Here is a 15,349-nt window from a genome sequence, read left to right as displayed (position 1 = left end):
AGGCACCGCATCCCCGCGCACCCCCACAAACCGGAACGCAGGCACCGCACCCCGGGCCCGCCACAAACCGAAACAGGCCGCCGCAGGCACCGCATCGCACCGCATCCCCCCAGCTCAGCCCACATGTCAGTGCCGAGGTGCAGGATAGAAACCATGGTCAGCGACGCACACCAGGCCCTGGACGGCTTCTCCCCCGCGACCCGCGGCTGGTTCACGGGCGCCTTCGACGCGCCCACCGCCGCCCAGGCGGGCGCGTGGCAGGCCATCCGCGAGGGCTCGGACGTCCTCGTCGTCGCCCCCACCGGCTCCGGCAAGACCCTCGCCGCCTTCCTCGCCGCCCTGGACCAGCTCACCTCCACTCCCCCACCCGCCGACCCCAAGAAGCGCTGCCGCGTCCTGTACGTCTCCCCCCTCAAGGCCCTGGCCGTCGACGTGGAGCGCAACCTCCGCAGCCCCCTCACCGGCATCCGCCAGGAGTCCGTCCGCCAGGGCCTGCCCGAACCGGAGGTCAAGGTCGGCATCCGCTCCGGCGACACCCCCGCCGCCGAGCGCCGCGCCCTGTCCACCCGCCCCCCGGACATCCTCATCACCACCCCCGAGTCGCTCTTCCTGATGCTGACGTCGGCCACCCGCGACGCCCTGACCGGCATCGAGACGGTGATCCTCGACGAGGTGCACGCGGTGGCGGGCACCAAGCGCGGCGCCCACCTCGCCCTCACCCTGGAGCGCCTGGACGAACTCCTCCCGAGGCCAGCCCGCCGCATCGGCCTCTCCGCCACCGTCCGCCCCGTCGACGAGGTGGCCCGCTTCCTCTCCCCCCACCGCAAGGTGGAGATCGTCCAGCCGAAGTCGGGCAAGGAGTTCGACCTCTCCGTGGTCGTCCCCGTGGAGGACCTCGGCGAACTGGGCGGCTCCCCGGTCTCCGACGCCGCGGCCAGCGGCCCCGACGACCCCACCCGCGCCGAGCGCCCGTCGATCTGGCCGCACGTCGAGGAGCGCATCACCGACCTCGTGCAGTCCCACCGCTCCACGATCGTCTTCGCCAACTCCCGCCGCCTCGCGGAGCGCCTCTGCAACCGCCTCAACGAGATCGCCTACGAGCGGGCCACCGGCGAGACGCTCGACGAGCACCACGCCCCGGCGGAACTGATGGGCGGCTCGGGCGCCGCCCAGGGCGCCCCGCCCGTCATCGCCCGCGCCCACCACGGCTCGGTCTCCAAGGAGCAGCGCGCCCTCGTCGAGGAGGACCTCAAGGCGGGCCGCCTCCCCGCGGTGGTCGCCACCTCCAGCCTGGAGCTGGGCATCGACATGGGCGCCGTGGACCTGGTCATCCAGGTGGAGTCCCCGCCCTCCGTCGCCTCCGGCCTCCAGCGCGTCGGCCGCGCGGGCCACCAGGTCGGCGCGGTCTCCACCGGCGTGGTCTTCCCGAAGTACCGCGGCGACCTCGTCCAGTCGGCGGTTGTCACCGAACGGATGCGCACCGGCGCGATCGAGTCGCTCAGGATCCCCGCCAACCCCCTCGACGTCCTCGCCCAGCAACTGGTCGCCATGACCGCGATGGACACCTGGCACTTCGACGACCTGCTCGCCCTGGTCCGCCGCGCCGCCCCCTTCGCCGCCCTGCCCGAGTCCGCGTTCACCGCGGTCCTCGACATGCTCGCGGGCCGCTACCCGTCCGACGCGTTCGCCGAGCTGCGCCCGCGCGTGGTGTGGGACCGCGTCACCGGCACGATCACCGGCCGCCCCGGCGCCCAGCGCCTCGCCGTCACCTCCGGCGGCACGATCCCCGACCGCGGCCTCTTCGGGGTCTTCCTCGCCGGGGCCGACCCCAAGAAGGGCGGCGGCCGGGTCGGCGAACTCGACGAGGAGATGGTCTACGAGTCCCGCGTGGGCGACGTCTTCACCCTGGGCACCAGCTCCTGGCGCATCGAGGACATCACGCGCGACCGGGTCCTGGTCTCCCCCGCGCCGGGCGTCCCGGGCAGGCTGCCCTTCTGGAAGGGCGACCAGTTGGGCCGCCCGCTGGAGCTGGGCCGCGCGGTCGGCGCGTTCCTGCGCGAGGTCGGCTCCCTCACCCCGGAGGACGCCCGCCTCCGCCTGCTCACGGCGGGCCTGGACGCGTGGGCGGCGGACAACGTCCTGTCCTACCTGGACGAACAGCGCACGGCCTGCGGCCACGTCCCCGACGACCGCACCATCGTCGTCGAACGCTTCCGCGACGAGCTGGGCGACTGGCGCGTCGTAGTGCACTCCCCGTTCGGCGCCCAGGTCCACGCCCCGTGGGCGCTCGCCCTGGGCGCCCGCCTCTCCGAGCGGTACGGCATGGACGCGCAGGTCATGCACGCCGACGACGGCATCGTGCTGCGGCTCCCGGACGCCGACCTGCTGAGCCTGGACCTCCTCGACACCGACCCCGTACACAAGGGCACGGAGTACGACACCGAGCAGGCCCCGGTCGGCGCCGCGGACGTGGTCTTCGACAAGGGCGAGGTCGACCAGGTCGTCACCGACCAGGTGGGCGGCTCGGCCCTGTTCGCGTCCCGGTTCCGGGAGTGCGCCGCCCGCGCGCTGCTGCTGCCGCGCCGCAACCCGGGCAAGCGCACCCCGCTGTGGCAGCAGCGCCAGCGCGCCTCCCAACTGCTCCAGGTGGCAGGCGAGTTCGGCTCGTTCCCGATCGTCCTGGAGGCGGTCCGCGAGTGCCTCCAGGACGTCTTCGACGTCCCCGGCCTCGTCGAGCTGATGGGCGACCTGGAGTCCCGCAAGGTCCGCCTGGTCGAGGTCACCACCCCCGAGCCGTCCCCCTTCGCCCGCTCCCTCCTCTTCGGCTACGTCGCCCAGTTCCTGTACGAGGGGGACTCCCCGCTCGCCGAGCGCCGCGCCGCCGCCCTCTCCCTGGACTCCCGGCTGCTGGCGGAGCTGCTCGGCCAGGCGGAGCTGCGGGAACTGCTCGACGCCGAGGTGCTCACCGAATTGGAGCGGGAACTCCAGTGGCTCACCGAGGACCGCCGCGTCAAGGACGCGGAGGGCGTCGCGGACCTGCTGCGGCTCCTCGGCCCGCTGACCGACGCCGAGCTGGCCGAACGGGGCGCCGAACCGCGGTGGGCCGGGGAGCTGGCCGGGGCTCGCCGCGCCATCCGGGTCCGGATCGCGGGCGCCGACCACTGGGCGGCCGTGGAGGACGCGGGCCGTCTGCGCGACGCCCTCGGCACCGCCCTGCCGGTGGGCGTCCCGGAAGCCTTCACGGAACCGGTGAAGGACCCCCTGGGCGACCTCCTCGCCCGCTACGCCCGCACCCACGGCCCCTTCACCTCCGCCACCGCCGCGGCCCGCTTCGGCCTCGGCGTCGCGGTCACCGACGGCGCCCTCCAGCGGCTGGCCGCGAGCGGCCGAATCGTCCAGGGCGAGTTCCACCCGGCGGGCATCGGCCAGGAGTGGTGCGACGCGGCGGTGCTGCGCCGACTGCGGCGCCGCTCCCTGGCCGCGCTCCGGCACGAACTCGAACCGGTGCCGCCCCCGGCGCTCGCCCAGTTCCTGCCGCAGTGGCAGCACATCGGCAAGGGCCACACCCTCCGCGGCCCCGACGGCCTGGTCCGCGCGGTGGAGCAGCTCCAGGGCGCCTCCGTGCCCGCCTCCGCCCTGGAAAAGCTCGTCCTGCCGTCCCGCGTCATGGACTACACCCCGGCGATGCTGGACGAACTCACCGCGTCCGGCGAGATCCTCTGGGCCGGTGCGGGAGCCCTCCCCGGCAAGGACGGCTGGGTCTCCCTCTACGTGGCGGACGCCGCGCCCCTGCTCCTGCCGCCCCCGCACCCCCTGGAGCTGACGGCACTGCACCAGTCCGTCCTGGACGCCCTCTCCGGCGGCTATGGCCTGTTCTTCCGTCAGATCGCCGACCAGGTCCGCGCCACCACCCACCCCGACGCCACCGACCCCCAACTCGCCGACGTCCTCTGGGACCTGGCCTGGTCCGGGCGGCTCACCAACGACACGCTCACACCGATGCGCTCCCTGCTGGGCTCCGGCCGCACCGCGGGCTCCACGGCCCACCGCGCCAAGCGCACGGTCCCGCGCGGGCGTTACGGCTCCCTCACGGCCGCCGCCCGCCCCACGTCCCGCAGCGGCCCGCCGACCGTCGCCGGACGCTGGTCCCTGCTGCCCGCCCGCGAACCGGACACCACCGTGCGCGCCCACGCCCTGGCCCGCACCCTCCTCGACCGGCACGGCGTGGTCACCCGGGGCGCCGTCGCCGCCGAGGGCGTCGAGGGCGGCTTCTCCGCGACGTACCGGGTGCTGTCCGCCTTCGAGGAGACCGGTCAGGCCCGCCGCGGCTATGTGGTGGAGGGCCTGGGCGCGGCCCAGTTCGCGATGGACGGCGCGGTGGACCGCCTCCGCGCGGTCGCCAACGCCCGCGACCGCGGCGCCGCCCCACCCGTCCCCGACTACGGCGACGGCTTCCCCGCAGGCGCGGCCGAGGCCGCGAGCGCGTTCCCCACCCACGACTTCGGTGACCCGGACCCCTTCGCCTCGCTCGACGGCGGCTACGACACCCCGTCCACCCACCCGGCACCGTCCCCGGGCGACTACGTCTCCCCGCGCGACCGCGCACCGCAGACCCCACCGCCCTGGCAGCACAACCCGCGAGCCCCGTACGACACCCGCGGGGGCCGCCCGTCGCCCACCTCCCGCGCGGTCGTGCTGGCCGCCGCCGACCCGGCCAACGCCTACGGCGCCGCCCTCCCCTGGCCCGAGCCACCGGACGGCGCGAGCCACAAGCCGGGCCGCAAGGCGGGCTCCCTGGTGGTCCTCGTCGACGGCGACCTGGCCCTCTACATGGAGCGCGGCGGCAAGACCCTCCTGGCCTGGCCCGCCGACCCGCACGGCACACCCGCCGACGACACCCGTCTGCGAGACGCCGCGGAGGCCCTCGCCACCGCAGCCCGCGCGGGCTCCCTGGGCACGGTCACCGTCGAACGCGTCAACGGCGCCCCTGCCCTGACCTCCCCCTTCGGCGCCCTCCTGGAAGGAGCGGGCTTCATCGCCACCCCGCGCGGCCTGCGCCTGCGCGCCTGACGCGGACCGTCCGTGCCACCCTTGACCCATGCCCGAAGGAGACACGGTCTGGCAGGCCGCGAAGCGGCTGCACGACGCGCTCGCGGGCAAGACGCTGACCCGCTCCGACCTCAGGGTCCCCAGGTTCGCCACCGCCGACCTCACCGGCCGCACCGTCCTGGACGTCACCCCGCGCGGCAAGCACCTCCTCACCCGCGTCCAGGGCGGCCTGACCCTGCACTCCCACCTGCGCATGGACGGCGCGTGGAAGGTGTACGCCCCCGGCCAGCGCTGGTCGGGCGGCCCCGCCCACCAGATCCGCGCCATCCTCGGCACCGCCGACCGCACGGCCGTCGGCTACCGCCTCCCCGTCCTGGAACTCCTGCGCACCACCGACGAGGACCGCGCCGTGGGCCACCTCGGCCCCGACCTGCTGGGCCCCGACTGGGACCCGGACCGGGCCCTCGCCAACCTCCTCAGGGACCCCGGCCGCCCCCTCGGCGAGGCCCTGCTGGACCAGCGCAATCTGGCGGGCATCGGCAACGTCTACAAGAGCGAGCTGTGCTTCCTGCTCGGCGTCACGCCCTGGCTCCCCGTCGGCGGCCTCCCCGCCGACCGCGCCGCACGGCTCGCCCCGCTCGCCAAGAAGCTCCTGGAGGCCAACCGGGAGCGCCCAATCCGCACCACCACGGGCACGGGCCGCCGCGGCCAGGACCTGTTCGTGTACGGCCGCGCACCCCGCCCCTGCCTGCGCTGCGGGACCCCGGTCCGGGTCGCCGACCAGGGCGACGGCTCCCGCCAACGCCCCACCTACTGGTGCCCCACCTGCCAGCCGGGCCCGACCCCCTGACAAGCGACCCCCACGGCACACGCAGGCCGTACGACCTCACCGGACGTACCGCCTCCACCGGGACCCCACCGGCCCCCCACCAGCCGCCCGCACACTCGCACCGCCGTCCCCACGGAAGGCACCCCCATCCCCACCAGCACCGCCGTCCCACCGCCAGACCGCCACCCATCGCCGCCACCCCACGGCCCCCACGGCCCGCCCCTTGTCCACGCAGTGCACCGGCAAGAGGCTCAAGCCCCACCCCCCGGCCGCCGCCACCGCCTCCAGCAGCCCGGCGTCCGGTGCCACCGCCAGCCGCAGCACGGCCCACCACCACACCGCCCCGAGCCCTGCGACGGCCCCCCAGCGCGCTATCCGCCCGACCACGGCACCGTCACCTCCAGCCCGACGCCAGTAAGCCGTCCTCGCCCACCAGGACGACGCTAGAGAGCCGCCTGACCGCACGGGAGGGCGCATCAGCGGCACAAGGGCGCACCGCTCACCACTGGCCGCCGACCGGCCTCAGGACGGCACCCGCCTCACGCGTGCTCCGCCTGGAACATCCAGTGGTGCTTCTCCAGATCGGCGGTGATCCCGATGAGCAGGTCCTGCGACACCGGGTCCGCCTCCGCCGTCGCCGTCACCCGCCCGCGCATCCGCGTGATCACCGCGCCCAGCGCCTCCACCAGCACGCCGACCGCGTCGCTGTCCCTCACCCAGCCCGACGCCACGGCCCCGATCCCGCTGTCGGCGGCGACCGTCGAGGCCCGCCCGTCGGGGGAGACGCCCAGCGCCGCGGCCCGCTCGGCCACGGTGTCGGAGTGGGTCCGCGCGGTGTCCACGACCTCGTCGAGCTGGAGGTGCACGGACCGGAACCGCGGCCCGACGATGTTCCAGTGGATCTGCTTGCCGACCAGCGCGAGGTCCACCAGGTCGACCAGGGCGCCCTGCAGGGCCTCGGCGACGGTCTTCAGGTCCGATTCGGGCAGCGGGCTCTTCACGACGTACATCCGCACCTCCAGTGGCCGGGCCGTTCGGTCACTCCACGATGACCGCGGCCCCCTGATCCGGCAACGCGAAAACCCCGACCCAGCCCCTCCGGGTCCTCCCGGAGAAGCCCCGGCCGGGGCCTCACAGTCGTCGTCGGTCAACCGCTCACCGGCATCCGCGGCGCGGCGATCCCTACGCCGCGACCACGTCCACCGCTTCCGCGGGCGCCTTGATGGTCACCCGTTCCGGTGGCACACCGGCCACCGAGACAGAGCCCAGCATCGGACGAACCGGCGTGGGCACGGGCTCGCTCGGTGTGGCCGCAGCGGACTGGGCCAGCTCGGCGAGGGCGAGTTCGTCGCTCACTTCCCGCATCAGTTCGGACATCCGTACGTCCAGCGCGTCGCAGATGGCGGAGAGCAGTTCGGAGGAAGCCTCCTTCTGCCCCCGCTCCACCTCGGAGAGATAGCCGAGTGAGACTCGGGCGGACGAGGAGACTTCGCGCAGAGTACGGCCCTGGCGTTGGCGCTGCCGACGCAGCACGTCACCCAGCAGGCGACGGAGCAGAATCATCGGTGGCTCCCTCCTCGGACCGCGTAGCCGCATCCTTCACGCCCCACCGTACCGCCTCGCGCCGCGGCCGTGCGGGGAGCGATGTCGTGTTCACTCAGGGCTGCAAACATCAAAACCCCCCGTTCTGTTCCGTATCCTGTGCCCGCTCATTCCCGGTCTGTTCGCCCGTAAGCTCTTCGATCAACAGGGCGAGTACGCTCCGTACACTCTCTCTACGAATTTCCGCCCGGTCGCCGTTCAACCGCAGCGCCCGCACTTTTCCGCCACCGGCGGAACCGGAATCCGGTCCCACGGGCCCCGCCACGGCGACGAAGACCGTGCCGACGGGCTGCCCGTCCTGCGGGTCGGGACCGGCCACGCCGGTCGTCGCCAGACCCCAGTCGGCGCCGAGGAGCTTCCGCGCTCCGGCGGCCATCTGGGCCGCGACCTGCGCGTCCACCGCCCCGCGCCGCTCCAGCAGGTCGGCGTCGACCCCGAGCAGCTCGTGCTTGAGGGGGGTGGCGTACGCGGTCACCGAGCCCCGGAACACCTTTGACGCCCCCGGCACCGCGGTGATCTCCGCGGCCACCAGGCCCCCCGTCAGCGACTCGGCGACGGCGACCGTGCCGTCCTTCACGCTGAGTAGTCGCACGACGTCGGCGGCCGTGGAACTCACCCTTCCGTCTCCTCCAACGCGGCCTTGCGCTCCGCGATTCCCCGCCTGCGCAGCACAATGGCCTGTCTCACATAGTCAAGCCCGGTGACGACCGTCAGGACGACCGCCGCGGCCATCACCCAGAACCTCAGGGTCGCCAGCCACCCCGTCAGTGCCAGCACGTACATCCCCACGGCCACGCCCTGGGTGAGGGTCTTGAGCTTGCCGCCCCGGCTCGCCGGGATGACGCCGTACCGGATGACCAGGAAACGCAGCAGCGTGATCCCGAGTTCCCGCCCGAGGATCACCGCCGTGACCCACCACGGCAGATCACCGAGGGCGGACAGGCAGATCAGCGCCGCGCCCATGATCGCCTTGTCGGCGATGGGGTCCGCGATCTTGCCGAAGTCGGTGACGAGGTTGTACGTCCGCGCGAGGTGACCGTCGAACAGGTCGGTGATCATGGCGATGGCGAAGGCCGCCCACGCGAACGACCGCCAGGCCGGGTCGTACCCGCCGTCGGCCAGCATCAGCGCGATGAAGCCGGGCACGAGCAGCAGCCGGAGCATGGTCAGCAGGTTGGCGATGTTCCAGACGCTGGCCTGGTTGACCGCGGCGGCGGCCAGCTTCGCCCCCCGCGCCGGACGCCCGTCGTCCTGCGCACCAGCAGCAGCACCAGCACGAGCACCAGCACCAGCATCAGAAGCACCAACACCAGCAGCACCGGCCCCGGCATCAGAAGCGGCAGCCCCCTGCACGGCCTCCGCGGCAGCCGCCCCCTTGGCCTTGGCGGCTGCCTTCGACGCCCCGCCGCCCCCCGAGGTCCCGCCCGCCTTCGGCGACCCGCCGACGGACTGCGCCCGCGAGGAGCCGCCCGCGGCGGACGCCGGTACTCCGGTCATCTGCCCGCCTCCTCACTGCCGCCGGGCCCGCCGACGAGCGTGCCCCGCAGGGGCTCGGCCACCAGGTCGACGCCCTCCGTGCCGACCACCTTCGCCTCGACCATACGGCCGACGCGCAGGCCCGCGCCGCTGGTGAGCAGCACCTGCCCGTCCGTCTCCGGCGCCTGGTGCGCACCCCGGCCGTACACACCCTCCTCGGGGTCGACGGACTCCACGAGCACCCGCACGGTTTCCCCGAGGCGCTCCTCGGCGCGCTGCGAGACCAGTTCCTCGGCCAGCCGGGAGATGTGGGCGAGCCGCTCGGCGACGACGTCCTCGTCGAGCTTGTTGTCGTACGTCGCGGCCTCGGTACCCTCCTCGTCGGAGTAGCCGAAGACACCGATGGCGTCCAGCCGCGCGCCGTTCAGGAAGCGCTCCAGCTCGGCCAGGTCGGCCTCGCTCTCGCCGGGGAAGCCGACGATGAAGTTGGAGCGCACCCCGGCGTCGGGCGCCTTGGAGCGGATGGTGTCCAGCAGCTCCAGGAAGCGGTCGGTGTCACCGAAGCGGCGCATGGCGCGCAGCACGCCGGGCGCGGAGTGCTGGAAGGACAGGTCGAAGTAGGGGGCGACCTTCGGGGTGGAGGTCAGTACGTCGATCAGGCCGGGCCGCATCTCGGCGGGCTGGAGGTAGCTGACCCGCACCCGCTCGATGCCGTCGACGTCGGCCAGCTCGGGCAGCAGCGACTCCAGCAGGCGGATGTCGCCGAGGTCCTTGCCGTAGGAGGTGTTGTTCTCGGAGACCAGCATGATCTCCTTGACGCCCTGCTCGGCCAGCCAGCGCGTCTCGTTCAGGACGTCGCTGGGGCGGCGGGAGATGAAGGAGCCGCGGAAGGACGGGATGGCGCAGAAGGAGCAGCGCCGGTCGCAGCCGGAGGCCAGCTTCACGGAGGCGACGGGTGAGCCGTCCAGCCTGCGGCGCAGGGGCGCGCGCGGGCCGGAGGCCGGGGCGACACCCTCGGGGAGGTCAAGCGGGCCGTGCCCGGGGAGCGCGACCTCCGCCGCCGACTCCTGCCGCTCGGCGGGGCTGATCGGCAGCAGCTTGCGCCGGTCGCGCGGGGTGTGCGCGGCGTGGATGCCGCCGTTCAGGATGGTCTGGAGCCGGTCGGAGATGTCGGCGTAGTCGTCGAAGCCGAGCACGCCGTCCGCCTCGGGGAGGGCCTCGGCCAGCTCCTTGCCGTACCGCTCGGCCATGCAGCCCACCGCCACGACGGCCTGGGTTCTGCCGTGGCCCTTGAGGTCGTTGGCCTCCAGGAGGGCGTCGACGGAGTCCTTCTTGGCGGCCTCGACGAATCCGCAGGTGTTGACGACGGCGACGTCCGCTTCCTCGGCGTCCTCGACGAGCTGCCAGCCGTCCGCCTCCAAACGGCCTGCCAGCTCCTCCGAGTCCACCTCGTTACGGGCGCAGCCAAGGGTGACCAGTGCGACGGTACGGCGTTCAGGCATGGGCTCAAGACTACTTTGTCCGACTGACAGCCCACGTCGACGGGGCTGGCCCGCCCTCAAGAGCGCGTCCAGCCCCGCGTCGCGGACCACGGGCTAGCCGACCTGCGGGTCGCCCTTGGTGTACGTCAGCCGCTCGACGGCGCCGGGCTGGAAGTCGTCCTCGATCTTCTTGCCGTTGACGTGCAGCTCGATCGCCCCGGCGTCGCCGAGGACGAGGTTGACCTTGGAGCTGTCCTGGAAGGTCTTGGAGTCGCCCTGTTCGAGCAGTCCGTCGAAGAGGAGTCGGCCGTTGTGGTCCTTGGCCGAGATCCAGCTACGGCCGTCGACCGCGGCGACCTGGACGGTGACCTTGTCGCGGGGCGCCGCGGCGATGGCGCTCTCGGTCGGGTCCGGCTTGGGGTCGGCGGGCTTCTTGGTCGTGGCGCTCGGCGACGGCGAGGTGCTCTGCTCGGGCGCGCCGCCCTCAGCGACCTGCTGGTTTGAGCCGCCGCCGTCGGCGTCGCCCTTGAACGCGGTGAACGCAACGAAGCCCACGACGGCGACGATCGCCGCGACCATGGCCGCGGTCCAGTTCGGTCCCCGGCGCTCGGGACGGATGCGCTCCGCCTCGAACATGGGTGCGGCCGGGGTGGGTGCGGGGCGCCCGCCGTGGTCGGCGTCGTACTGCTCTAGCAGCGGGCCCGGGTCGAGGTGGACGGCCTTGGCGAGGGTCCGGATGTGACCGCGGGCGTAGACGTCCCCGCCGCAGGGGGCGAAGTCGTCGGCCTCGATCGCGTGCACGATGACGATACGGACCCGGGTGGCGGCACTGACGTCGTCGACGGTCAGCCCGGCCGCGAGGCGCGCCTGCTTCAGGGTATGGCCGATGGAGGGGCGGGCTTCTTCCTGGGGAACGCCTTCGAACGGACGCTCGTCTTCAGGGGAGTTGCCGATGGACACGGGGGCGCCTTTCGAGCGTGTAGCCACCTGCTGGAGGTTCAGTCTAGGGGGGGTGCGAAAGGGTGGGGCAACCGGGCGGAGGGACTTTGTACGCCATCGGAATGGCCGGTCATGCCGATGGTGCGTGAGATGCTTTTCGCTTCCCTCAACTTGACGTGCGACCCAGGGAAACGGTTGCTCACTACTCCCTTACGGGTGAGTCACGATCCCGCATCCGGCCGAAACCCCGTCCGCCGTTCGCGCGACCGCCCCGCCACGCGACCCGGGCCGGGCAACCGTCTCCCTACGCACCATCCTCCCCACGGATGACCGCCAGCACACCGTCCAGCTCGTCGGGCTTGACCAGAACGTCACGCGCCTTGGACCCCTCGCTGGGCCCGACGATGTTCCGCGACTCCATCAGGTCCATCAGCCGCCCGGCCTTGGCGAAGCCGACCCGCAGCTTGCGCTGGAGCATGGAGGTCGACCCGAACTGCGTGGAGACCACCAGCTCGGCCGCCTGGCACAGCAGGTCGAGGTCGTCGCCGATCTCCTCGTCGATCTCCTTCTTCTGCTTGGTGCCCACGACGACGTCGTCCCGGAAGACGGGCGCCATCTGGTCCTTGCAGTGCTGGACGACCACCGCGACCTCTTCCTCGGTCACGAAGGCGCCCTGCATCCGGGTCGGCTTGTTCGCGCCCATCGGCAGGAACAGGCCGTCGCCCTTGCCGATCAGCTTCTCGGCGCCGGGCTGGTCGAGGATCACGCGCGAGTCGGCGAGCGAGGAGGTGGCGAACGCCAGCCGGGACGGCACGTTCGCCTTGATCAGACCGGTGACCACGTCCACCGACGGCCGCTGCGTGGCCAGCACCAGGTGGATACCGGCCGCCCGCGCGAGCTGCGTGATCCGCACGATCGCGTCCTCGACGTCGCGCGGCGCGACCATCATCAGGTCGGCCAGCTCGTCCACGATGACCAGCAGGTACGGGTACGGCTGCAGCTCCCGCTCACTGCCCTCCGGGGGCTTGACCTTGCCCTCGCGCACCGCGCGGTTGAAGTCGTCGATGTGCCGGTAGCCGTAGGCGGCCAGGTCGTCATACCTGAGGTCCATCTCGCGTACGACCCACTGGAGCGCCTCGGCGGCCCGCTTCGGGTTGGTGATGATGGGCGTGATCAGGTGCGGGATGCCCTCGTAGGCGGTCAGCTCGACCCGCTTGGGGTCGACGAGGATCATCCGGACGTCCTCCGGGGTCGCCCGCATCATCACCGAGGTGATCAGGCAGTTGATGCAGGACGACTTGCCGGACCCGGTGGCACCGGCGACCAGCATGTGCGGCATCTTCGCCAGCGAGTGCATGACGTAGCCGCCCTCGACGTCCTTGCCGAAGGCGACCAGCATCGGGTCGTCGTCCTCGGCGGACTCCGCGAGCCGCAGCACGTCACCGAGGTTGACCATCTCGCGGTCGGTGTTGGGGATCTCGATGCCGACCGCGGACTTGCCGGGGATGGGGCTGATGATGCGTACGTCCGGGCTGGCGACGGCGTAGGCGATGTTCTTGGTCAGCGCGGTGATCCGCTCCACCTTCACGGCGGGGCCCAGCTCCACCTCGTAGCGGGTGACCGTCGGCCCGCGCGTGAAGCCGGTCACCCGGGCGTCGACCTTGAACTCGGTGAAGACGGTGGTGAGCGACTCGACGATGGCGTCGTTGGCGGCGCTGCGCGCCTTGCCGGGGCCCCCGCGCGTGAGGAGGTCCAGGGACGGCAGCGCGTAGGTGATGTCGCCGGAGAGCTGGAGCTGCTCGGCGCGCGGCGGCAGTTCGCGCGTGTCCGGCGGCGGGGTCTTGGTGAGGTCGGGGACCTCCGCCTTGAGCTGGCGCGGCTTCAGCTTCTCCTGCTGGGGGCGCGCGGCCGGGACGGGCGTCGGCGTCGGGGTGGTCTCCTCGCGGTCGCCGGCGCCGACCCCCTGGGTGAGGTCGGCGACGACCGGGGAGGGCGGCATCCCGTGCAGCACCGCCCCGTCGAGCGCGGCGGCGGCAGCCGCGGCGACGTCCACGGCGTCCATCTGACGCTCCATGTCGGGCTGCGGTACCGCGGACCTCCGGGGGCGGCCGCGACGCCGCGAGAGGGCCTCCTGCTCGGCCTGGTCGGGGTCGTGGACCTCCGGGGCCGGGGCACGTCGACGGCCGCGCGCGGGCAGCGCCTCGCGCCACTGCTCGTCGTAGCGCGCGTCGTCCTCGCCGAGCGGGTCGTCGTCCGCCGCCTCGGGGTCGGGCAGCAGCCCGAGCCGCACCCCGAGCTGGCGCAGCCGCTGCGGGATGGCGTTGACCGGGGTGGCCGTGACGACCAGCAGTCCGAAGACCGTCAGCAGCACCAGCAGCGGTACGGCGAGCACCTCGCCCATGGTGAAGTTCAGCGGGGTGGCCGCGGCCCACCCGATGAGCCCCCCGGCGTCCCTTATGGACTGCATCCCGTCGCTGCGGGCGGGCGAGCCGCAGGCGATGTGCACCTGCCCGAGGACGCCGATGACGAGCGCGGACAGGCCGATGACGATCCGCCCGTTGGCCTCGGGCTTCTCCGGGTGCCGGATGAACCGTACGGCGATCACCGTGAGCAGGATCGGCACCAGCAGGTCGAGCCGTCCGAAGGCGCCGGTGACCAGCATCTCGACGAGGTCGCCGACGGGGCCGCGCAGGTTGGACCAGGTGCCCGCGGCGACGATCAGGGACAGCGCGAGCAGCAGCAGCGCGACGCCGTCCTTGCGGTGCGCGGGGTCGAGGTTGCGGGCGCCCTGCCCTATGCCGCGGAACACCGCCCCGACGGCGTGCGCGAGGCCGAGCCAGACGGCGCGTACGAGGCGGTAGACGCCGCCGGTCGGGTTCGGCGCCGGTTTCGGCGGGGCCGCCTTCTTGGCCGCGGCCTTCTTGGCGGGCGCCTTCTTCGCGGGGGGCTTCTTGGCGGCGGCCTTCTTCGCCGGAGCCTTCGGGGAAGCGGCGGCCTTCTTCGCGGGCTGCTTCTTGGCTGCGGAGGGACGTGAGGCCATAGGTGTGAGGTTACCGGTGCGCCCGCGACCCGACACCGCTTCACCCATTCGTGTCGCACCCCCGGCGCCCCGAAGCTGACGCCCACCCACCACGACGCCCCCGGACGCCCGCCCGACCAACGCGTGGGCGGGCGGCGCCGGTTCCGCGACGGCGGCTAGGCGGTGCCGCCGACGCCGGGCTCCAGTGCGTCCAACGCCCGCCGCAGGCCGGTGAGTTTACGCTCCAGGTGCGCGGCCGTCGCCACCGCCGCCGCGTCCGCCGACTCGTCGTCGAGCTGCTTGGACAGCGCCTCGGCCTGCTCCTCGACCGCCGCGAGGCGCGCCGACAGCTCGGCCAGCAGACCGGCCGACTGCTCCTTGCTGCCGCCGCCGACGCCTGTCTTGCCGCCGCCCTCCAACTGCAGCCGCAGCAGCGCCGCCTGCTCGCGGAGCTGGCAGTTCTTCATGTACAGCTCGACGAACACGGAGACCTTGGCCCGCAGCACCCACGGGTCGAACGGCTTGGAGATGTAGTCGACCGCGCCCGCCGCGTAGCCGCGGAAGGTGTGGTGCGGTCCGTGGTTGATCGCGGTGAGGAAGATGATCGGGATGTCCCGGGTCCGCTCCCGCCGCTTGATGTGCGCGGCGGTCTCGAAGCCGTCCATCCCCGGCATCTGCACATCCAGCAGGATGACCGCGAAGTCGTCCGTGAGCAGTGCTTTGAGCGCTTCCTCCCCGGACGATGCCCGCACCAGCGTCTGATCGAGCGCAGAGAGGATCGCCTCCAGCGCCAGCAGATTCTCCGGCCGGTCATCGACCAGGAGGATCTTGGCCTTCTGCACCATGGCCCGCCCTCCTCGCCCCGGCGTGGGGCCTCCCCTGTCCGCAGGACTTGGCGCGGCACCGCCCGGCGCCACCCCAGGGGACGACTCCCTTGCGCCGCCCGTCCTCGTG

10 protein-coding genes are annotated in these 15,349 nt (G+C 73.1%); 2 read left to right on the top strand and 8 right to left on the bottom strand.

Annotated elements, in window-relative coordinates; translation table 11 throughout:
* Window positions 1-153: 153 nt before the first annotated feature.
* On the top strand, window positions 154-5,070 hold the full coding sequence (locus ACFQZ6_RS26190; RefSeq protein ID WP_381613311.1) for an ATP-dependent helicase: 4,917 nt from the start codon (window positions 154-156) through the stop codon (window positions 5,068-5,070).
* Between the two features lie 28 nt (window positions 5,071-5,098).
* A complete protein-coding gene (locus ACFQZ6_RS26185) occupies window positions 5,099-5,899 on the top strand; it encodes an Fpg/Nei family DNA glycosylase (protein WP_381613308.1) in 801 nt (266 codons plus the stop codon).
* 518 nt (window positions 5,900-6,417) lie between these two features.
* Here the strand turns inward: ACFQZ6_RS26185 and ACFQZ6_RS26180 are convergent.
* From ACFQZ6_RS26180 to ACFQZ6_RS26145, 8 genes are all read right to left on the bottom strand, one after another.
* A complete protein-coding gene (locus tag ACFQZ6_RS26180; RefSeq protein WP_381613305.1) occupies window positions 6,418-6,888 on the bottom strand; it encodes a Dps family protein in 471 nt (156 codons plus the stop codon).
* A gap of 172 nt (window positions 6,889-7,060) precedes the next feature.
* On the bottom strand, window positions 7,061-7,441 hold the full coding sequence (locus tag ACFQZ6_RS26175) for a helix-turn-helix domain-containing protein (RefSeq protein WP_030044087.1): 381 nt from the start codon (window positions 7,439-7,441) through the stop codon (window positions 7,061-7,063).
* Window positions 7,442-7,550: 109 nt separating this feature from the next.
* Window positions 7,551-8,096, bottom strand: a complete 546-nt coding sequence (locus ACFQZ6_RS26170; RefSeq protein ID WP_381613302.1) for a CinA family protein — start codon at window positions 8,094-8,096, stop codon at window positions 7,551-7,553.
* Window positions 8,093-8,977 carry a CDP-diacylglycerol--glycerol-3-phosphate 3-phosphatidyltransferase gene (gene pgsA / locus ACFQZ6_RS26165; protein ID WP_381613299.1) on the bottom strand — a complete coding sequence of 295 codons (885 nt, stop codon included), beginning with the start codon at window positions 8,975-8,977 and terminating at the stop codon, window positions 8,093-8,095. Before pgsA ends, ACFQZ6_RS26170 begins: the two co-directional genes overlap by 4 nt.
* Window positions 8,974-10,458 (bottom strand): 30S ribosomal protein S12 methylthiotransferase RimO, encoded by a 1,485-nt coding sequence (rimO, locus tag ACFQZ6_RS26160; protein ID WP_381613296.1) that lies wholly within the window; start codon window positions 10,456-10,458, stop codon window positions 8,974-8,976. The genes pgsA and rimO overlap by 4 nt, the downstream gene beginning before the upstream one ends.
* A 93-nt stretch (window positions 10,459-10,551) precedes the next feature.
* Window positions 10,552-11,397 (bottom strand): helix-turn-helix domain-containing protein, encoded by an 846-nt coding sequence (locus ACFQZ6_RS26155; protein WP_381613293.1) that lies wholly within the window; start codon window positions 11,395-11,397, stop codon window positions 10,552-10,554.
* A gap of 283 nt (window positions 11,398-11,680) precedes the next feature.
* Entirely contained in the window at window positions 11,681-14,416 is a 2,736-nt protein-coding gene (locus tag ACFQZ6_RS26150) for a DNA translocase FtsK (RefSeq protein ID WP_381613290.1), read from the bottom strand.
* A 155-nt stretch (window positions 14,417-14,571) separates the two neighbouring features.
* Window positions 14,572-15,240, bottom strand: a complete 669-nt coding sequence (locus tag ACFQZ6_RS26145) for a response regulator (protein WP_381613287.1) — start codon at window positions 15,238-15,240, stop codon at window positions 14,572-14,574.
* Window positions 15,241-15,349 lie beyond the last annotated feature (109 nt).

This window comes from Streptomyces flavalbus (genome assembly GCF_042674625.1).
Classification (GTDB): Bacteria; Actinomycetota; Actinomycetes; order Streptomycetales; family Streptomycetaceae; genus Streptomyces; species Streptomyces flavalbus.
Note: the sequence above shows the minus strand (reverse complement) of the source record. Positions and strands in the feature narration are given on the sequence as shown.

Coding starts and splice junctions, on each gene's coding strand:
- ACFQZ6_RS26185 (WP_381613308.1), top strand. CDS start 5,099: ATGCCCGAAGGAGACACGGTCTGGCAGGCCGCGAAGCGGCTGCACGAC.
- ACFQZ6_RS26150 (WP_381613290.1), bottom strand. CDS start 14,416: ATGGCCTCACGTCCCTCCGCAGCCAAGAAGCAGCCCGCGAAGAAGGCC.
- ACFQZ6_RS26180 (WP_381613305.1), bottom strand. CDS start 6,888: ATGTACGTCGTGAAGAGCCCGCTGCCCGAATCGGACCTGAAGACCGTC.
- ACFQZ6_RS26175 (WP_030044087.1), bottom strand. CDS start 7,441: ATGATTCTGCTCCGTCGCCTGCTGGGTGACGTGCTGCGTCGGCAGCGC.
- pgsA (WP_381613299.1), bottom strand. CDS start 8,977: ATGACCGGAGTACCGGCGTCCGCCGCGGGCGGCTCCTCGCGGGCGCAG.
- ACFQZ6_RS26145 (WP_381613287.1), bottom strand. CDS start 15,240: ATGGTGCAGAAGGCCAAGATCCTCCTGGTCGATGACCGGCCGGAGAAT.
- ACFQZ6_RS26190 (WP_381613311.1), top strand. CDS start 154: ATGGTCAGCGACGCACACCAGGCCCTGGACGGCTTCTCCCCCGCGACC.
- rimO (WP_381613296.1), bottom strand. CDS start 10,458: ATGCCTGAACGCCGTACCGTCGCACTGGTCACCCTTGGCTGCGCCCGT.